Source organism: Acinetobacter sp. RUH 2624 (genome assembly GCF_000162375.2).
GTDB lineage: Bacteria > Pseudomonadota > Gammaproteobacteria > Pseudomonadales > Moraxellaceae > Acinetobacter > Acinetobacter nosocomialis.
Genome location: NZ_KI391939.1, coordinates 2,637,642 through 2,654,127 on the forward strand (window position 1 = coordinate 2,637,642; position 16,486 = coordinate 2,654,127).

Annotated in this window: 27 protein-coding genes and 1 pseudogene; 6 read left to right on the forward strand and 22 right to left on the reverse strand. The window is 41.3% G+C overall.

The window, feature by feature from the left end; genetic code table 11:
• Positions 1-27: 27 nt before the first annotated feature.
• The 22 genes and pseudogenes from rplO to HMPREF0014_RS19075 all read right to left on the reverse strand — a co-directional run bounded on the left by rplO (position 28) and on the right by HMPREF0014_RS19075 (position 10,136).
• Positions 28-468, reverse strand: coding sequence for a 50S ribosomal protein L15 (gene rplO / locus HMPREF0014_RS18970; RefSeq protein ID WP_002049750.1), 441 nt, complete (start codon positions 466-468; stop codon positions 28-30).
• Positions 469-471: 3 nt separating this feature from the next.
• Positions 472-648 (reverse strand): 50S ribosomal protein L30, encoded by a 177-nt coding sequence (gene rpmD, locus HMPREF0014_RS18975; RefSeq protein ID WP_000849088.1) that lies wholly within the window; start codon positions 646-648, stop codon positions 472-474.
• Between the two features lie 6 nt (positions 649-654).
• Positions 655-1,152: a 30S ribosomal protein S5 gene (rpsE, locus tag HMPREF0014_RS18980; protein ID WP_001141025.1), complete on the reverse strand. Its 498-nt coding sequence runs from the start codon at positions 1,150-1,152 to the stop codon at positions 655-657.
• A 2-nt stretch (positions 1,153-1,154) separates the two neighbouring features.
• Complete coding sequence (gene rplR, locus HMPREF0014_RS18985) at positions 1,155-1,505, reverse strand: 50S ribosomal protein L18 (protein ID WP_002049741.1); 351 nt, start codon at positions 1,503-1,505, stop codon at positions 1,155-1,157.
• Between the two features lie 14 nt (positions 1,506-1,519).
• Entirely contained in the window at positions 1,520-2,053 is a 534-nt protein-coding gene (rplF, locus tag HMPREF0014_RS18990) for a 50S ribosomal protein L6 (protein ID WP_002049709.1), read from the reverse strand.
• A gap of 13 nt (positions 2,054-2,066) precedes the next feature.
• Positions 2,067-2,462, reverse strand: coding sequence for a 30S ribosomal protein S8 (rpsH, locus tag HMPREF0014_RS18995; RefSeq protein WP_002049732.1), 396 nt, complete (start codon positions 2,460-2,462; stop codon positions 2,067-2,069).
• An 11-nt stretch (positions 2,463-2,473) separates the two neighbouring features.
• Entirely contained in the window at positions 2,474-2,779 is a 306-nt protein-coding gene (gene rpsN / locus HMPREF0014_RS19000) for a 30S ribosomal protein S14 (RefSeq protein ID WP_002049689.1), read from the reverse strand.
• A 9-nt stretch (positions 2,780-2,788) separates the two neighbouring features.
• Positions 2,789-3,325: a 50S ribosomal protein L5 gene (gene rplE, locus HMPREF0014_RS19005; protein ID WP_002049698.1), complete on the reverse strand. Its 537-nt coding sequence runs from the start codon at positions 3,323-3,325 to the stop codon at positions 2,789-2,791.
• 15 nt (positions 3,326-3,340) lie between these two features.
• Positions 3,341-3,658: a 50S ribosomal protein L24 gene (gene rplX / locus HMPREF0014_RS19010; RefSeq protein WP_002049703.1), complete on the reverse strand. Its 318-nt coding sequence runs from the start codon at positions 3,656-3,658 to the stop codon at positions 3,341-3,343.
• Between the two features lie 9 nt (positions 3,659-3,667).
• Positions 3,668-4,036, reverse strand: coding sequence for a 50S ribosomal protein L14 (rplN, locus tag HMPREF0014_RS19015; protein ID WP_001982634.1), 369 nt, complete (start codon positions 4,034-4,036; stop codon positions 3,668-3,670).
• A 92-nt stretch (positions 4,037-4,128) separates the two neighbouring features.
• On the reverse strand, positions 4,129-4,386 hold the full coding sequence (gene rpsQ / locus HMPREF0014_RS19020) for a 30S ribosomal protein S17 (protein ID WP_001291845.1): 258 nt from the start codon (positions 4,384-4,386) through the stop codon (positions 4,129-4,131).
• Positions 4,383-4,580, reverse strand: coding sequence for a 50S ribosomal protein L29 (gene rpmC, locus HMPREF0014_RS19025; protein ID WP_000849928.1), 198 nt, complete (start codon positions 4,578-4,580; stop codon positions 4,383-4,385). Before rpmC ends, rpsQ begins: the two co-directional genes overlap by 4 nt.
• Positions 4,580-4,993 (reverse strand): 50S ribosomal protein L16, encoded by a 414-nt coding sequence (gene rplP / locus HMPREF0014_RS19030; RefSeq protein ID WP_002049688.1) that lies wholly within the window; start codon positions 4,991-4,993, stop codon positions 4,580-4,582. The genes rpmC and rplP overlap by 1 nt, the downstream gene beginning before the upstream one ends.
• Positions 4,933-5,749 (reverse strand): annotated as a pseudogene (rpsC, locus tag HMPREF0014_RS19035) (30S ribosomal protein S3). The gene rplP and the pseudogene rpsC overlap by 61 nt, the downstream one beginning before the upstream one ends.
• Position 5,750: 1 nt before the next feature.
• Positions 5,751-6,080, reverse strand: coding sequence for a 50S ribosomal protein L22 (gene rplV / locus HMPREF0014_RS19040; protein ID WP_001982638.1), 330 nt, complete (start codon positions 6,078-6,080; stop codon positions 5,751-5,753).
• A gap of 11 nt (positions 6,081-6,091) precedes the next feature.
• The gene (gene rpsS, locus HMPREF0014_RS19045) at positions 6,092-6,367 is read right to left on the reverse strand and encodes a 30S ribosomal protein S19 (RefSeq protein ID WP_001138119.1); all 276 of its coding nucleotides are present in this window, start codon (positions 6,365-6,367) and stop codon (positions 6,092-6,094) included.
• A 13-nt stretch (positions 6,368-6,380) separates the two neighbouring features.
• Positions 6,381-7,205: a 50S ribosomal protein L2 gene (gene rplB, locus HMPREF0014_RS19050; protein ID WP_002049686.1), complete on the reverse strand. Its 825-nt coding sequence runs from the start codon at positions 7,203-7,205 to the stop codon at positions 6,381-6,383.
• A gap of 11 nt (positions 7,206-7,216) precedes the next feature.
• Positions 7,217-7,537: a 50S ribosomal protein L23 gene (gene rplW, locus HMPREF0014_RS19055; RefSeq protein ID WP_002049693.1), complete on the reverse strand. Its 321-nt coding sequence runs from the start codon at positions 7,535-7,537 to the stop codon at positions 7,217-7,219.
• Complete coding sequence (gene rplD, locus HMPREF0014_RS19060; RefSeq protein WP_002049755.1) at positions 7,534-8,136, reverse strand: 50S ribosomal protein L4; 603 nt, start codon at positions 8,134-8,136, stop codon at positions 7,534-7,536. Before rplD ends, rplW begins: the two co-directional genes overlap by 4 nt.
• A gap of 11 nt (positions 8,137-8,147) precedes the next feature.
• The gene (rplC, locus tag HMPREF0014_RS19065; protein WP_002049740.1) at positions 8,148-8,786 is read right to left on the reverse strand and encodes a 50S ribosomal protein L3; all 639 of its coding nucleotides are present in this window, start codon (positions 8,784-8,786) and stop codon (positions 8,148-8,150) included.
• 57 nt (positions 8,787-8,843) lie between these two features.
• Positions 8,844-9,155, reverse strand: a complete 312-nt coding sequence (gene rpsJ, locus HMPREF0014_RS19070) for a 30S ribosomal protein S10 (RefSeq protein ID WP_000070912.1) — start codon at positions 9,153-9,155, stop codon at positions 8,844-8,846.
• A 252-nt stretch (positions 9,156-9,407) separates the two neighbouring features.
• Positions 9,408-10,136: a type 1 glutamine amidotransferase gene (locus HMPREF0014_RS19075; protein WP_004711809.1), complete on the reverse strand. Its 729-nt coding sequence runs from the start codon at positions 10,134-10,136 to the stop codon at positions 9,408-9,410.
• 168 nt (positions 10,137-10,304) lie between these two features.
• Here HMPREF0014_RS19075 and HMPREF0014_RS19080 point away from each other — a divergent pair, with 168 nt between their 5' ends.
• The 6 genes from HMPREF0014_RS19080 (at position 10,305) to HMPREF0014_RS19105 (ending at position 16,464) form a co-directional block, all read left to right on the forward strand.
• Positions 10,305-11,495 carry a PLP-dependent transferase gene (locus HMPREF0014_RS19080; RefSeq protein WP_006580696.1) on the forward strand — a complete coding sequence of 397 codons (1,191 nt, stop codon included), beginning with the start codon at positions 10,305-10,307 and terminating at the stop codon, positions 11,493-11,495.
• A 43-nt stretch (positions 11,496-11,538) separates the two neighbouring features.
• On the forward strand, positions 11,539-13,074 hold the full coding sequence (locus tag HMPREF0014_RS19085) for a helicase HerA-like domain-containing protein (RefSeq protein WP_006580697.1): 1,536 nt from the start codon (positions 11,539-11,541) through the stop codon (positions 13,072-13,074).
• A 143-nt stretch (positions 13,075-13,217) separates the two neighbouring features.
• Positions 13,218-13,982 (forward strand): globin domain-containing protein, encoded by a 765-nt coding sequence (locus HMPREF0014_RS19090; protein WP_006580698.1) that lies wholly within the window; start codon positions 13,218-13,220, stop codon positions 13,980-13,982.
• A gap of 85 nt (positions 13,983-14,067) precedes the next feature.
• A complete protein-coding gene (locus tag HMPREF0014_RS19095; RefSeq protein ID WP_020992298.1) occupies positions 14,068-14,505 on the forward strand; it encodes an Rrf2 family transcriptional regulator in 438 nt (145 codons plus the stop codon).
• 108 nt (positions 14,506-14,613) lie between these two features.
• Entirely contained in the window at positions 14,614-15,390 is a 777-nt protein-coding gene (gene yihA, locus HMPREF0014_RS19100) for a ribosome biogenesis GTP-binding protein YihA/YsxC (protein WP_004884586.1), read from the forward strand.
• Between the two features lie 123 nt (positions 15,391-15,513).
• Positions 15,514-16,464: a metal-dependent hydrolase gene (locus HMPREF0014_RS19105; protein ID WP_082187632.1), complete on the forward strand. Its 951-nt coding sequence runs from the start codon at positions 15,514-15,516 to the stop codon at positions 16,462-16,464.
• The last annotated feature ends 22 nt before the right edge of the window (positions 16,465-16,486 follow it).

A 16,486-nucleotide genomic window follows, 5' to 3' on the forward strand; every position in this document is an offset into this window, starting at 1 on the left:
AGAACTAGGAGACATAGACACTCGAGATTACTCCTCGACTTTACCGCCAGCTGCTTCAATTGCAGCTTTAGCGCCTTTAGTCAATGCAACACCTTGAACAGTGAATGCACGAGTGATTTCACCAGAAAGCACGATACGAGCACGAATTTGATCGCGACGAACAACATTCGCAGCTTTTAAAGTTTCAAGGCTAACAATGTCGCCTTCCACTTTAGTTAACTCAGACAAACGTACTTCAGCAGTTTTTAAAGCGATTTGGCTAGTGAAACCGAATTTAGGTAAACGACGATAAATCGCTGTTTGACCGCCTTCGAAACCTGGACGAACGCCACCACTTTTACGTGATTTTTGACCTTTGACACCACGGCCACCAGTCTTACCAACGCCAGAACCGATACCACGGCCTAAACGACGGTGTTCACGTTTTGCACCTTCTGCAGGTGCAAGCTCATTTAAACGCAGAGTCATGGCTTATTCCTCTACACTAACCATATAGTAGACTTTGTTGATCATACCACGGTTAGAAGGCGTATCTTGCACTTCTACAGTATGACCAATACGACGCAGACCTAAACCTTGTAAGCAAAGCTTGTGATTTTTCAAGCGATGTGAAGAAGATTTAGTCTGGGTAACTTTAATCGTTTTCATGATTGATTACCCTTGAATTTCTTCTACTGATTTACCACGTTTCGCAGCGACTTTCTCAGGAGAAGTCATATCACGCAAACCTTTAAAAGTTGCGTTTACTACGTTAGCAGCATTTGTAGAACCATAACATTTAGCAAGTACGTTATGTACACCTGCAGCTTCAAGAACGGCACGCATTGCACCACCAGCGATTACGCCAGTACCTTCTGAAGCAGGTTGCATGTATACACGGCTTGCACCATGACGAGCATTCACAGGGTGTTGTAAAGTAGTACCAGCAAGGTCTACAGTGATCATGTTGCGACGAGCAGCTTCAAGTGCTTTAGAAATAGCAGCAGGAACTTCACGCGCTTTACCACGACCAAAACCAACACGACCATTACCATCACCCACAACAGTTAATGCTGTGAAAGAGAAGATACGACCGCCCTTAACAACTTTGGCTACACGATCAACGGCAACCAGCTTTTCAACAAGACCTTCGTTTTGTTCAACTTTAGCCATGATTAGAACTCCAAGCCGTTTTCACGAGCAGCATCAGCCAAGGCTTTGATACGACCATGATATTTAAAACCAGAACGGTCAAATGCAACTTTAGTTACACCAGCTGCTTTCGCGCGTTCTGCGATTAAAGCACCTACTTTAGTAGCTGCATCTACATTACCTGTAGTACCGCTACGTAAAGATGCATCCAAAGTTGAAGCTTGCGCTAAAACTTTGCCACCATCTGCTGAAATAACTTGAGCATAGATGTGACGCGGAGTGCGGTTTACACACAAACGAGTCGCACCCAATGCACGAATGTGCAAGCGTGTGCTTTTCGCACGACGCAAACGGGATTGTTTCTTTTCGTTCATAAGAACCTCGCGCCTTATTTCTTCTTAGCTTCTTTACGAAGAATGACTTCATCCGAATAACGAACACCTTTACCTTTATATGGTTCAGGAGCACGGTACGCACGGATTTCTGCCGCTACTTGACCTAACAACTGCTTGTTTGCTGATTTCAAAATGATTTCAGTTGCAGTTGGAGTTTCCGCTGTTACACCTTCTGGTAAAGCGTAGTCAATTGGGTGTGAATAACCAAGGTTAAGGTTTACAACAGTACCTTTAACCGCAGCTTTATAACCAACACCAACTAGCTGTAACTTACGTTCGAAGCCTTCGCTAACACCTTTTACAAGGTTGTTCAATACAGCGCGAGCAGTACCAGCTTGCATCCAAGCATCTTTCGATTCTTTAACTGGAGCAAGTTGAAGTTTACCTTCTTCCTGTTTTAGCTCGACCAGCGCATGCAGGTTGAAAGACAATGTACCTTTGCTGCCTTTCACTTCGACCTGCCGGCCGTTCTGAGTAACTGCTACACCATTAGGTACAGTTACTGGGGCTTTAGCCACACGAGACATGAGGAATCACCTATTAAGAAACAAAAGCAATAACTTCACCACCAACGCCTGCAGCACGTGCAGCGCGATCAGTCATGATGCCTTTGCTTGTAGAAACAATTGCAATACCTAAACCTTGCTTAACGCTTGGAAGTTTATCTTTACCACGGTATTGGCGAAGACCTGGACGGCTTACGCGCTTAACCATTTCGATAACTGGTTTGCCTTCGAAATATTTTAAAGTAATTGTCAAAGTAGATTTTGTCTCTTCTTGAGCAACTTCTACATTTGAAATATAACCTTCTTGTTGAAGTACGTTTGCAATTGCAACTTTCAACTTAGAAGAAGGCATAGAAACAGTTTGTTTCTTAGCCATTTGTGCGTTACGAACACGTGTTAGCATGTCGGCAACGGTATCTTGCATACTCATTTAGTCGCTCCTTACCAGCTTGCCTTAACAACGCCTGGTACATCACCCTGCATTACTGTGTCACGTAATTTGTTACGGCTTAAACCGAACTTACGGAAGTAACCATGAGGACGACCAGTTAAACCACAACGGTTACGAAGACGTACCGGAGATGCATTACGTGGCAATGCTTGTAACTTTAACATCGCTTCGAAACGCTCTTCTTCACTTGCGTTTACGTTTGCAATTGTAGCTTTTAATTCAGCACGTTTTGCAGCGTATTTAGCAACTGTTTTTTCGCGTTTCAATTCGCGATTAATCATACCTTTCTTAGCCATATCGACCTCTTATTTGAACGGGAAGCCGAATGCACGCATAAGCGCACGGCCTTCGTCATCGGTGCGAGCAGTCGTAGTAATGGTAATATCCATACCACGAATACGATCAATCTTATCGAAATCGATTTCAGGGAAAACGATTTGCTCTTTCAAACCCATTGAGTAGTTACCACGACCATCAAATGATTTCGAAGAGAAACCACGGAAGTCACGGATACGAGGGATTGCGATAGAGATCAAACGGTCCAAGAATTCGTACATTTGGTCGCCACGTAAAGTAACTTTACAACCAATTGGCCAACCATCACGGATTTTGAAACCTGCGATAGATTTACGAGCAAGTGTAATTACTGGTTTTTGACCAGCAATTAATTGCATGTCGACTACAGCGCCATCTAATAATTTCTTATCAGTTGCAGCTGCGCCTACACCCATGTTTAGGGTAATTTTTGTGATGCGTGGAATTTCCATCACGTTCTTAATGCCAAGTTCTTCTTTTAACTTTGCTTTAAGTTCATCGTTGTAACGTGCTTTAAGTCTGGCCATTGCCTTTTCAACCTATTACTTCGCTACCGCCACTGATTCACCATTTGATTTATAAACGCGAGTTTTCACGCCATCAATCACTTGGTAACCAACACGGTCAGCCTTCTGGGTTGTAGCATTTAAAATTGCCACGTTTGAAATATGAAGCGAAGCTTCTTGAGTAACTACACCGCCTTCAGCGCCAGTTACACGGTTAGGCTTTTGATGCTTCTTCACTAAGTTAAGGCCTTCAACCTTAACGCGGTCTTCAGAAACAGACAACACAGTACCCTGTTTGCCTTTTTCTTTACCTGCGATCACGATAACTTGATCGCCTTTTTTAATCTTAGCCATGATTGCCTCTTATAGAACTTCAGGAGCCAATGAAATGATTTTCATGAACTGTTCAGTACGAAGTTCACGAGTCACTGGTCCGAAGATACGAGTAGCAATCGGAGCTTTGTTGTTGTTCAAAATAACTGCAGCATTATCATCAAAACGGATCACAGAACCATCTGGACGACGAATGCCGAATTTAGTACGAACTACAACCGCATTCATCACGTCACCTTTTTTAACACGTGCGCGTGGGATTGCTTCTTTTACAGTAACTTTAATAATGTCGCCAACAGAAGCATAACGACGATGTGAACCACCAAGTACTTTAATACATTGTACGCGGCGAGCACCACTGTTGTCTGCTACGTCGAGCATAGTTTCGGTTTGAATCATTGCCCTACTCCAAAACCGAGCATCACCGGTCACAATTTCGAAAGGCTCAAAGAGTACTCGAAATTGACCGATGATGCAACAAGAACGTCGAATTACTCAGCAGCTGCTTCAACTACTTCCACTAAAGTCCAAGCTTTAGTTTTAGAAATTGGGCGGCTTTCTTTAATGGTTACAACATCACCAATTTTAGCAACATTGTTCTCATCATGAGCGTGTAACTTAGTTGAACGGCGAATTGACTTGCCATACAACGGGTGTTGAACGCGGCGTTCAATAAGAACAACAATAGATTTATCCATTTTGTCACTTACGACTTTGCCGGTTAACGTGCGGACTGTTTTTTCACTCATTGTCCGTTCCCCTGTTTTTCGGTAAGGAGTGTCTTAATACGAGCAATTGTCTTACGAGCAACTTGCACTTCGTGCGATTTACCCAACTGACCAGTTGCTTTCGCCATACGAAGACGGAATTGGTTAAGCTGCTGCTCATCAAGCAAAGCTTTCAACTCTTCTACCGATTTTTCACGTAGATCTTTAGTTTTCATTACATTACCGTCCGAGTCACGATAGTGGTTTTAAACGGAAGTTTAGCAGCAGCTAAAGCAAATGCTTCACGCGCTAATTCTTCGTTCACACCTTCAATTTCGTACAGGATCTTACCTGGTTGGATCTGGCAAACCCAGTATTCCACGCTACCCTTACCTTTACCCATACGCACTTCAAGAGGCTTTTGAGTAATTGGTTTATCCGGGAATACGCGAATAAAGATTTTACCACCACGCTTAATACGGCGGCTAATAGTACGACGTGCAGCTTCAATCTGACGCGCAGTCATACGACCACGTTCAGTTGCTTTAATTGCAATCGAACCAAATGATACTGTACTACCACGATGCGCTAGACCAGTGTTACGGCCTTTGTGCACTTTACGGAATTTGGTACGTTTAGGTTGCAACATGGATTATTCTCCCTTGTCAGCAGCACGGTCACCGCGACGACCACGACGCTCTTGACCTTCACCACGACCACGACCACGTTTAGCTGGACGATCTTCAGCAGGAGCAGGGTTCATGACTTGTTTCATGCCACCTAAGATCTCGCCGCGGAAAATCCAAACTTTAACACCAATCGTACCGTAAGTTGTTTCTGCACGCATAGTTGCATAGTCAATGTCTGCACGTAATGTATGCAAAGGTACACGACCTTCACGATACCATTCTGTACGAGCAATCTCTGCACCACCTAAACGGCCAGACACTTCAACTTTGATACCTTTAGCACCAGCACGCATAGTGTTTTGAACCGCACGCTTCATAGCACGACGGAACATAACACGCTTTTCTAATTGAGAAGCAATTGCTTCAGCAACTAAACGCGCATCTAAGTCTGGGCGATCAATTTCGTTGATACTTACTTGCGCTGGAACACCCATAATGCTGGTAAGTTCGCGCTGTAATTTCTCAATATCTTCGCCTTTTTTACCGATTACGATACCAGGACGAGCTGTGCTAATAGTTACTTTAGCAGCGCCTGATGGACGTTCGATAAGAATATTGCTTACCATCGCATTCTTAAGTTTTTTAGTTAAAAACTCACGAACTTGAAGATCTTTAAGCAAGTATTCAGCGTATTGTTTCGGATTCGCATACCAGTTAGCGTTATGACGTTTCACAACACCTAGGCGGATACCGATTGGATGAACCTTCTGACCCATATCAAACCCCTACCTTAACGGTGATGTGACAAGTACGCTTAGTAATACGATCTGCACGGCCTTTAGCACGTGGCATAATACGTTTAAGGCTCATGCCTTCATCAACGTAAATCGTAGAAACTTTAAGATCGTCAACATCTAAACTGTTATTGTGTTCAGCGTTTGCAATCGCAGATTCCAATGCTTTTTTTACTAAAACAGCAGCTTTTTTATTGCTGAAGTTTAAGATGTTTAAAGCATGCGCAACAGATTTGCCGCGAATAAGATCTGCAACCAAACGTGCTTTTTGTGCCGAGATAGCGGCACCGCGTAATTTAGCAGTTACTTCCATCATGACACCTATTAACGTTTAGATTTCTTGTCAACACCGTGACCACGATAGGTACGAGTTGGCGCGAATTCACCGAGTTTATGACCAACCATATGCTCAGTAACAATTACTGGAACGTGATTACGACCATTATGAACAGAGATTGTTAAACCAACAAAATCTGGAAGGATCATCGAACGACGAGACCAAGTTTTGATCGGCTTGCGAGAGTTACTAGCAACAGCCGCTTCAACCTTAGCGAACAAGTGCGCATCGACGAATGGGCCTTTTTTCAGAGAACGAGGCATTAGTCAGATTCCTTTACTTGACGCGACGGTCGCGAATAATCATCTTAGTCGTACGCTTATTGGTACGTGTCTTGTACCCTTTAGCTTTTTGACCCCATGGGCTTACAGGTTGAATACCTTTGTTACGCCCTTCACCACCACCGTGTGGGTGGTCAATCGGGTTCATCGCCATACCACGTACGGTAGGACGAACACCACGCCAGCGTGAAGCACCAGCTTTACCCAATGAACGAAGGTTGTTTTCTTGGTTAGAAACTTCACCAATTACAGCGCGGCATTCAACATGCACTTTACGCATTTCGCCTGAACGAAGACGAATAATCGCGTAAGAACCATCACGACCCAACAACTGAACAGAAGCACCAGCAGAACGCGCTAATTGTGCACCCTTACCAATTTTAAGTTCAACGTTATGAAGTGTAGAACCGATCGGCATATTACGAAGTGGCAAGCAGTTACCTGGACGAATTGGAGCATCGTTACCAGATTGTACTTTATCGCCAGCACGTAAACCTTTAGGTGCAATGATATAACGACGCTCACCGTCAGCATATTTCAATAAAGCAATATGTGCTGTACGGTTTGGATCGTATTCAATACGCTCTACAACAGCTGGGATGCTGTCTTTGTTACGTTTGAAGTCAACGATACGGTAGTGTTGTTTATGACCACCACCAACGTGACGAGTAGTAATGTGACCGTTGTTATTACGACCACCAGTACGTTTTTTAGCTTCAACCAACGGTGCGTAAGGAGCGCCTTTGTGAAGATGGTCATGAACCACTTTCTCTACAAAGCGACGTCCTGGAGACGTTGGCTTACATTTTTGAATCGGCATAATTTTCGTCCTTATTCCGCTGCGCTTTCAGCGGTATCGCCCAAGTCAGCCATTTCAACATCTTGGCCGGCTTTCAGGGTGACGTATGCTTTTTTAACATCAGAACGACGTCCTAATGTACGACCAAAGCGCTTAGTCTTACCTTTAGTAATAGTTGTGTTAACTTTAACAACTTCTACACCAAAAAGTTTTTCAACTGCTTTTTTGATTTCAAGTTTAGTAGCATTGATGTCTACTTTAAATACTTGAACACCAACAGTATCACCTAAAACTTGTGCCTTTTCTGAGAAGACTGGTCCTTTAAGGACTTGATAGATACGTTCGTTGTTCATCCGAGTTCTACCTCAATTTTCTTAGCAGCAGCTACAGACATCACAACTTTATCAAACGCGATCAAGCTTACAGGATCGATTGCAGTTGCATCCACCACATCTACATGTGGAAGGTTACGTGCTGCAAGATATAAGTTCTCATCTACAGCGTCAGTAACGATTAATGCACGAGCAGCATTTAAGTCGTTAAGTTTTGCAAGCAATTCTTTAGTTTTTGGAGCTGCAACAGCAAACTCTTCAACTAATACAAGGCGATCTTGGCGAACAAGTTCAGCTAAGATACATTGCATTGCACCGCGGTACATCTTACGGTTTACTTTTTGAGACCAATCTTGTGGACGAGCAGCAAAAGTTTTACCACCACCAACCCAGATAGGGCTACGAATAGAACCCGCACGAGCACGACCAGTACCTTTTTGACGGAATGGTTTTTTACCACCGCCAGAAACGTCTGCACGCGATTTTTGAGCACGAGTACCTTGACGACCACCTGCTAAATAAGCAGTAACAACTTGGTGTACAAGAGCCTCGTTAAATTCACGTCCGAAAGCAACTTCAGACAATTCAACAGCAGAGCCGGAAACAGTTTTCAAATTCACGGTATTTCCCCTCAGGCCTTGATGGTAGGACGTACAATTACGTCACCGCCAGTTGCACCAGGAATTGCACCTTTAACAACTAAAACAGAACGTTCAGCGTCAATAGATACGATTTCAAGACCTTGTACTGTTACGCGTTCATCACCTAAGTGACCAGCCATTTTTTTGCCTTTGAACACGCGTCCAGGAGTTTGGTTTTGACCTGTAGAACCTAATACACGGTGCGAAACTGAGTTACCGTGAGTAGCGTCTTGGGTACGGAAGTTCCAACGTTTAACACCACCTTGGAAACCTTTACCTTTTGATTGACCAGTTACGTCAACAATTTGACCAACTGTGAACAAATCAACGCCAATAGTACCGCCAACTTCACGACCTTCAAGCTCAGCTTCAGTAACACGAAATTCTTTAACCAAGCGACCAGCAGCAACACCAGCTTTCGCGAAGTGACCTTTCTGAGCGTTAGTTACGCGAGATTCGCGACGTTCACCAGTAGTTACTTGAACAGCTTGATAACCATCAGTTTCAAGTGTTTTGATTTGCGTAATGCGGTTTGGATCGACTTCGATGACTGTAACAGGTACAGAAACACCAGCATCTGTAAAGATGCGAGTCATACCACATTTGCGACCGACTAAACCAATAGCCATGTGCATAAACCTCTAAAAAAGCGGCCTAATTAACTAATCGTTAATTAACCGAAAGCCTTAACCCAAAGCGATCTGAACATCAACACCAGCTGCAAGATCCAACTTCATCAATGCATCAACAGTTTTATCTGTAGGTTGAACGATGTCGATCAAACGTTTGTAGGTGCGGATTTCGTACTGGTCACGCGCATCTTTGTTAACGTGCGGTGAAGTAAGAACGTTGAAGCGTTCGATGCGAGTAGGCATCGGAATTGGACCACAAACTTGTGCGCCGGTACGCTTAGCGGTTTCTACGATCTCTTGAGCAGATTGATCAATCAGACGATGATCAAAAGACTTAAGACGGATACGAATTCTCTGGTTAGACATACCAGTAAACTCCAAGCCAAATATATAAAGAATCACCTTTGACGCATCTCACCTATTGGTAAGTGTCAAAGGCAGTGATAATCACCAAGGTCGTGATCGATGCCACGACTGTAATGCACATTTACTACTTTCTTCGCAGTAAATGCCCTCTTCTTGAGGGTCGCTCATTATAACGATTGTTTAAGTCTTATGCAATTCTCTTTTTCTATTTTTTGCTCAAATTCCACTTTAGCTACGTATTAATAATTCATTCTATGCATTTATTACAAACTCAATTGCTTTATTTAAGAGTTGATTACCTTGTTCAAATTTCTGTGCTTCTGAAGATTGCAGTTCATGTGCAGATTGAACATATTCTCCGTCAAAAATAGATAGCTCTTCTTCATTTTCCAGTAAAAGCTGTAAAGCTGCTGGTGTCATTTCCGGATGAAATTGAAAACCTAATACATTTTTCCCAATCTGATACATTTGATTACGGCAAGCAATGCTCTCAGCCAAACGTATAGCTCCTTTAGGTATTTCAAATGTTTCACTATGCCACTGCATCACATTGATTTCCTCAGGTAGCGGAAAACTTTCTTGTGGTAAGTTTGCAACTCTTTGAACTGTCGACCATCCTAGTTCTTGATAACGATTACGGCTTACTGCTGCACCCAATGCATTCGCAATTAGCTGCCCACCCAAGCAAAGACCTATTGCTGGTTTCCCTGCTGCCAAATATCGACGCAACCATCTTTTTTCTATTTTAAGCCATGGATAGTTTGCCTCGTCATTTACACTCATGGTCCCACCCATAATTAGTAGTAAGTCAACTTCTTCAATCCGAGGTAAAGCTTCTATTTCAAGTGACCGATCTACGGGAAGTGCAAAGAATTCTGTAGAGCTAATAGTGGCGTGATGCGCTTTTAAAAACGAATAGCAACTTCCAAAACCTTCGCCAGCAATATGTTGAAAATAGTGAACACGTAAATGCGACTTCATGCGCTTAAACCTATTGTTGTTAGAATGTTGGTTTGATCTTTGCAAAAATAAAGCCAAGTTTTTAGTGAATGTTACAGTAGTAACGAAACATCTTAGAATTAACCAAAAATCTGGCGAATAAATCAGTTTTCTCTTAATCTAATCTTATTATTTAAAGCATAGCGCCCCATGAAAAAGCATAACAATTTCCAAACCCGACTCATTCATGCACCACGAAAAGCACCACAATTTATTGAAACTGTGCAACCTCCCTTATTTCGTGCATCGACTATTATTTTTAAATCAACTACGCACCTTTTTGACCGCCACTGGACCGACCCTTATGATTACAGTTATGGAACGCACGGTACACCAACCACATTTACCTTAGGCGACAATATTGCTCAAATTGAAGGTGGCCTGTACTGTTTACTTGCACCCAGCGGCTTATCTGCAATTAACTTAGTTAATTCTGCTTTTTTATCAACAGGCGATGAAGTTTGGGTCCCGGACAATATATATGGCCCAAATCTAGAGCATCTAAACCACTTAAAAGATCAATATGGCATTAGTGTCAAAATTTATAATTCAATTGATGTATCAAGTTTTAAGCCAACTGAAAAAACCAAGCTCTTATGGTTAGAAGCGGCAGGTTCAGTGACTCTTGAATTTCCCGATCTTAAAGAACTTGTTAAAAAAGCCAAGTCACATGGAGTTGTAACTGCTTTAGATAATACTTGGGGAGCTGGACTTGCCTTTAATGCTTTTGATTTCTCTGATGAGCACTTGTCGGTAGATCTAACCGTACATGCGCTAACAAAATATCCAAGTGGTGGTGGCGATATTTTAATGGGAAGTGTTGTAACACGTGATAAAAAACTGTATCACCGCCTGTTCCGTACACATGCCATTCTAGGTATTGCTATCTCAGGAGATGATGCAGCACAAGTTCAGCGCAGCCTCGCACATATGTCACTACGGTATAAACAGCAATCAGATAATGCAAAAACCTTATTGGAATGGTTAAAGCAACAGCCTCAATTTGCACAAGTTCTACATCCAAGCGATAAAGCCTCTCCAGGTCATCAATATTGGCAAGAGATTTGCACTACAGGTAAGAGTGCAGGATTAGTCAGTGTCATATTTAAACCTGACTATGATATTTCAGCAGTACGCCGTTTTTGTGACGCTCTTAAGCTATTTAAACTTGGCTTTAGCTGGGGCGGACCAGTTAGCCTCGTTATGCTTTATGATTTAAAAATGATGAGGAAACTTGAGAATACACATTTACAACAAGGTTTATTGGTTCGTTTGTGTATAGGGCTAGAAGATCCTCAAGATTTAATTCAAGATATCGAAAATGCACTAAAACATTTGTAAAACGACAACATCAATAGTGGCTCGCTCCAAGGGATAAAAATATATGGGTACACCGATTGTTATTGCAAAAAACATTAATGACACATCAAAAGAAATTGTTTTGCTTTCTCAATTTGCCAACCGACATGGCCTGATTGCAGGTGCTACGGGTACAGGTAAAACTGTCACCCTAAAAGTTCTTGCAGAAAGTTTTTCTCGAATCGGTGTTCCCGTCTTTCTTGCTGACGCAAAGGGTGATGTGTCAAGTCTTGCAAAAGCTGGCGAGGCCTCGGATAAATTTAATGAACGCTTAAAGCTTCTACAAATTGATAGTGTTCCTTTTGCTGCCAATCCCGTTATTTTTTGGGATCTATTTGGTCAACAAGGCCATCCTATTCGGACCACTATTTCTGAGATTGGACCAATTTTATTAGCACGCATACTTAACCTAAATGATACTCAAGAAGGTGTTTTATCTGCTGTATTCCGCATTGCAGATGATCAAGGATTACTGTTAGTCGACTTTAAAGATCTGAAAGCTATGATCACCTTTGTAAGTGAACATGCGGCAGAATTTAAAGCCGAGTACGGCAATCTATCTCCAGCTAGTTTAGGAGCAATTCAGCGTAATTTGCTCGCTCTTGCCGACCAAGGTGGAGACCAGTTCTTCGGAGAGCCAGCTTTAAATATTCTAGACTTTATACAAACTGATGCTAATGGTCGTGGCTATATCAATATTCTTGCTGCAGACAAGCTCATGAATACACCTAAGCTATACGCCACTTTCTTGTTATGGATGCTTTCTGAATTATTTGAACAACTTCCTGAAGTTGGTGATATGGATAAACCAAAACTCGTGTTTTTCTTTGATGAAGCTCACTTGTTATTCGACAACGCCAGTCAAGCTTTACAACAAAAAATTGAACAAGTTGTACGTTTAATTCGCTCTAAAGGCGTCGGTATTTACTTTATCACTCAAAACCCACTTGATTTACCAGAAAGTGTTTTGGGTCAGCTCGGTAACCGTGTGCAACATGCTCTACGCGCCTTTACCCCCAAAGATCAAAAAGCAGTAAAAACTGCTGCAGATACATTCCGTTCAAATCCTGATTTTAAAGTGGATGAGGCAATTACACAGCTAGCCGTGGGTGAGGCACTTATTAGTTGTCTAGATGAGCAAGGTACTCCACAAATTGTTGAACGTGGCTGGGTTATGCCTCCTTACTCTTCTTTTAGCCCTATCACACCTGAAGAACGAAAAACTTTAATTGAGCAAAGTATTATTGCTGGCGTCTATGAACAAGTCGTAGACCGTGAGAGTGCATATGAAATGCTCCAAAATAAAGTCGCTGAGCGTGAACAGCAAAAACAAGATGCGGAGCTTGCCAAAGAGCAAGAAGCTTTAGCGAAACAGCACGCTAAAGAACAAGAACGTCTAGCACGTGAACAACAGAAAGAAGAAGAACGTGCGGCAAGAGAACGAGCAAAATTGACTCAAGATATTGTTGGAACTTTTGCAAAAAGTGCCGCTCGAAGTTTAGGCGGCAGTACAGGACAAAAATTAGTACGAGGATTACTCGGCTCATTATTTGGAAAATAAAAAACAATCAAATCAATTAATTAAATTAAGGGATGTAATATCCCTTAATTTTTTTAAGGTTTTTGTAAAAAAGCTATTGCCACAATTTTCTTAAAGATGTATTTTAAATACATCTTATATAGCCAGATAATTAAGGTCTAGCCATGACTCCACAACAAATTGAACTCGTTAAATCTACTGTACCTGTATTGCGTGAACATGGTGTTACTCTGACTACATACTTTTATAAACGTATATTGAATAACAACCCAGAATTAAAAAATGTTTTTAATCTTGATGATCAAACCAGCCTACGCCAACCTCGTGCTCTTGCAGCAGCAGTACTCGCATATGCTGAAAATATTGAGAATCCTACAGTACTTGCCAAAGCAGTTGAACGCATTACCACGAAGCACGTGAGTTTAGACATTCAACCAGATCAATATGCAATTGTGGGCGATAACTTGCTTCATTCAATTAGTGAAGTTTTAAATGTCCCTTTTGAATCAGAACTCATTGAAGCGTGGAAACAAGCTTATTTACAGTTAGCAGATATATTAATTGGTGTTGAAAAACAAAAATATGCGCAACTTGAGAGCTTAAAAGGTGGATGGGCTGGTTGGCGTTCATTTGAAATCACACAAATTGATCCACTTGAGTCTGGCAAACGTTTCACTTTAAAAGCAACTGACCATGAAGATGTATTAACTGGCCCAGCAAATGCCTTTATTTCTGTAAAAGTTCAAGTTCCCGACCAACAGCTTGAACAACCTAAAGCATTTAAGTTCACAGAGGCTCAAGAAAATAATACTTATCATTTTGATGTTCAGCCTGAAGAAAACCATACAGAGTTCTCAGTTTCGAACATTTTGCTTGAACACTATAGAGTTGGTGATCAAGTACAAGTTTCAGCTCCTTTAACGCTGTAATTGAAAAAGCTTTAGCCTGAAAGTTTTATTCTTTAGACTTTCAGGCTAAGATGATCAACCTCCTATCCTTTTGTTTTTGGTGATCATGCAACTTAATAAATTTACCGATTATGCTTTAAGAATATTAATGTATATCGCTCGTCCAAGTGATGCACCGTATACAATTGCAGAAATCGCTCAAGATTTATATGTTTCACAAAATCATCTCGTCAAGGTTGTCCATTTTATGGGTAAACAAGAGTGGATTATTACTATTCGAGGAAAAGGCGGTGGAATTCGTTTAAATCCAAAAGCTTTAGATTTAAAGCTCGGCGCAATTGTGCGAATTTTACAAGGTGATCATCAAATTGTTGAATGCAATACTCCTCCTTGTGTTTTACGCTCGCATTGTGGTTTAAAAGGAATTCTTGATCAGGCTTTAGAAAGTTTCTATCAAAGTTTAGATCAGCATACATTAGGTGAAGTTTTACAACAGCCTAAATCTGCATCTGACACATCCCCTATTTCCTTTTTGCAAATCTAATGTTTGTAATTCTATTTATCTTTACAACCAAGCTTACTGAAAATTAGCAAGAATAACCAAGCTCCTTTATACTAGGCGCGAGCCCTCTCATTTAAAAAGTTATTTTTTATGCGTCGTAGTGAAAAATCGAAAGACACCAAAGCCAGACTAGCACCCAAGCAAAAGATCAGTTATGAAAAAAAACCAGACCCGGCGATCACGGAATATGCCGTACAATCTTTGAACTGGTTACGCCAAGCTGAGTTTTTAATGAGTGCACCTAAATTGGCACTTTGTGTTGAAGATAGTGGCTACGAGATTGCTTTTGCAGGACGCTCAAATGCTGGTAAGTCTAGCGCTATTAATGCTTTAACCAACAAAAAACAACTCGCACGTGCCTCAAAAAAACCTGGCCGTACGCAAATGATTAACTTCTTTAGTTTAGGTAATCCCGATCAACGTTTAGTTGACCTTCCAGGCTATGGTTATGCGGCTGTACCAGAGGATATGAAACGTGTTTGGCAAAAAGAATTAGAGAACTACTTAATCCACCGTAAAAGTTTACAAGGATTAGTTTTACTTATGGATATTCGCCACCCTTTACAGCACTTTGACATGATGATGCTAGAGTGGGCTTATTCCCGCCATTTATTTGTTCATATTCTTTTAACCAAAGCAGACAAACTTAACCGTGGTCCAGCAAACAAAGTTTTGCTTGAAGTTAAACAACAATTGAAAAAAATGAAGCTTGATTTCTCAATTCAGCTTTTCTCTTCATTAAACAAACTAGGCTTAGAAGAACTCGCAAGTGTAATGGCTGGACGTCTACACTTTACGCTTGAGCAACAGCCTGAATTTGACGTCGATGCGATCCCGGAAGCAAGCGATGAGGATGCAGAAGAGTAAATCGTCAAAACAGATACAATTTCTTTATTAAATTTATATTCAATTGGCCCCTATTGCTAAACACAAATGTAGGGGCTTTTTTTATACTCGTTATAACTTCATCGAGTTAAAAATCAGGACTAAATGATGAAATTGCTATCTTTTTTGAAGAATAAGGCTTTAGGTTCTTCTATTGATTATAAAATTCTTCCACGCAAGGTAAAATTTGACTGGAAAGATACCCCTGTAGACTGGATTCCAAACCAACCGTTTGCAAGTTATTTTATTAATGAAATTAATAATATCTTGCCTGCGGGAGAGTTCTGGTTCTGTCGACTCTATAATAAGGTTTTACCTCGTATTACCGATGAAAAACTTAAACAGGATGTTCAAGCATTTATTCGCCAAGAAGCAATGCACGCAAATGCACACACTTCTGCCAATAAAGAATATTTAAGCGCACGTAATATTGATATCCAGAGAAATCTGGACATTATGAATTATCTATTTACCACTGCTTTGGCAGATAAACCTTTTGATAAAGAAGTTCCTCAGTTCTTGCAGGAACAATGGGATTTATTTCGTTTAGGTGTTATCGCAACTGTTGAGCATATGACCTGTGTACTCGGTAAATATGCGCTTTATAACAACCGTTGGGAAGAATTAGGCGCAGATCCAGAAATGGTAGATCTGGTTAAATGGCATGGTTCTGAAGAAATTGAACATCGCACCGTAGCCTTTGACTTATATCGTCATCTTGGTGGTGGTTACATCCCACGTTACTATTTAAGCCTTGCTGTTATTACCCTTGTCCTTGGATTATGGGTAGACGGCGCTGCGCATATTATGAAGCAAGATCCTCGCTTTGTCGATGCGGCCAAATCTAAATTTTTTCCAGTTTGGGTTGCTGTAGAATGGTACAAGATTAGCCGTAAAGATAATCAGGTATTACCAAATCCATTTTGGCTTATTGCTCAGCAAATTGACTATCTCATGCCTTGGTACGATCCAGTTAAAGAAGGTAGCACTGAAGATGCGGTAAGTTATTTATCACAATCTCCAGCAGCAAAAAGAGCCGAGCTACAAGCCGCTTAAAAATAAAAAAGCAGGATTTAAA

Bases quoted from the DNA above. Each gene is read 5' to 3' on its own strand.
- HMPREF0014_RS19085 (WP_006580697.1), top strand. From the start codon at position 11,539: ATGGGTACACCGATTGTTATTGCAAAAAACATTAATGACACATCAAAA.
- rplB (WP_002049686.1), bottom strand. From the start codon at position 7,205: ATGCCGATTCAAAAATGTAAGCCAACGTCTCCAGGACGTCGCTTTGTA.
- rpsN (WP_002049689.1), bottom strand. From the start codon at position 2,779: ATGGCTAAGAAAGGTATGATTAATCGCGAATTGAAACGCGAAAAAACA.
- rpsQ (WP_001291845.1), bottom strand. From the start codon at position 4,386: ATGAGTGAAAAAACAGTCCGCACGTTAACCGGCAAAGTCGTAAGTGAC.
- HMPREF0014_RS19095 (WP_020992298.1), top strand. From the start codon at position 14,068: ATGCAACTTAATAAATTTACCGATTATGCTTTAAGAATATTAATGTAT.
- HMPREF0014_RS19105 (WP_082187632.1), top strand. From the start codon at position 15,514: ATGATGAAATTGCTATCTTTTTTGAAGAATAAGGCTTTAGGTTCTTCT.
- rplW (WP_002049693.1), bottom strand. From the start codon at position 7,537: ATGAACAACGAACGTATCTATCAAGTCCTTAAAGGACCAGTCTTCTCA.
- rpsS (WP_001138119.1), bottom strand. From the start codon at position 6,367: ATGCCTCGTTCTCTGAAAAAAGGCCCATTCGTCGATGCGCACTTGTTC.
- rplP (WP_002049688.1), bottom strand. From the start codon at position 4,993: ATGTTGCAACCTAAACGTACCAAATTCCGTAAAGTGCACAAAGGCCGT.
- rplN (WP_001982634.1), bottom strand. From the start codon at position 4,036: ATGATTCAAACCGAAACTATGCTCGACGTAGCAGACAACAGTGGTGCT.
- yihA (WP_004884586.1), top strand. From the start codon at position 14,614: ATGCGTCGTAGTGAAAAATCGAAAGACACCAAAGCCAGACTAGCACCC.
- rpsJ (WP_000070912.1), bottom strand. From the start codon at position 9,155: ATGTCTAACCAGAGAATTCGTATCCGTCTTAAGTCTTTTGATCATCGT.
- rpsH (WP_002049732.1), bottom strand. From the start codon at position 2,462: ATGAGTATGCAAGATACCGTTGCCGACATGCTAACACGTGTTCGTAAC.
- rplF (WP_002049709.1), bottom strand. From the start codon at position 2,053: ATGTCTCGTGTGGCTAAAGCCCCAGTAACTGTACCTAATGGTGTAGCA.
- rplE (WP_002049698.1), bottom strand. From the start codon at position 3,325: ATGGCCAGACTTAAAGCACGTTACAACGATGAACTTAAAGCAAAGTTA.
- rpmC (WP_000849928.1), bottom strand. From the start codon at position 4,580: ATGAAAACTAAAGATCTACGTGAAAAATCGGTAGAAGAGTTGAAAGCT.
- rplC (WP_002049740.1), bottom strand. From the start codon at position 8,786: ATGGCTATTGGTTTAGTCGGTCGCAAATGTGGTATGACTCGCATCTTT.
- HMPREF0014_RS19080 (WP_006580696.1), top strand. From the start codon at position 10,305: ATGAAAAAGCATAACAATTTCCAAACCCGACTCATTCATGCACCACGA.
- rplO (WP_002049750.1), bottom strand. From the start codon at position 468: ATGACTCTGCGTTTAAATGAGCTTGCACCTGCAGAAGGTGCAAAACGT.
- rpmD (WP_000849088.1), bottom strand. From the start codon at position 648: ATGAAAACGATTAAAGTTACCCAGACTAAATCTTCTTCACATCGCTTG.
- rplR (WP_002049741.1), bottom strand. From the start codon at position 1,505: ATGAACGAAAAGAAACAATCCCGTTTGCGTCGTGCGAAAAGCACACGC.
- HMPREF0014_RS19090 (WP_006580698.1), top strand. From the start codon at position 13,218: ATGACTCCACAACAAATTGAACTCGTTAAATCTACTGTACCTGTATTG.
- rplX (WP_002049703.1), bottom strand. From the start codon at position 3,658: ATGGCTAAGATTAAAAAAGGCGATCAAGTTATCGTGATCGCAGGTAAA.
- rpsE (WP_001141025.1), bottom strand. From the start codon at position 1,152: ATGGCTAAAGTTGAACAAAACGAAGGTCTTGTTGAAAAGCTGGTTGCC.
- rplV (WP_001982638.1), bottom strand. From the start codon at position 6,080: ATGGAAGTAACTGCTAAATTACGCGGTGCCGCTATCTCGGCACAAAAA.
- HMPREF0014_RS19075 (WP_004711809.1), bottom strand. From the start codon at position 10,136: ATGAAGTCGCATTTACGTGTTCACTATTTTCAACATATTGCTGGCGAA.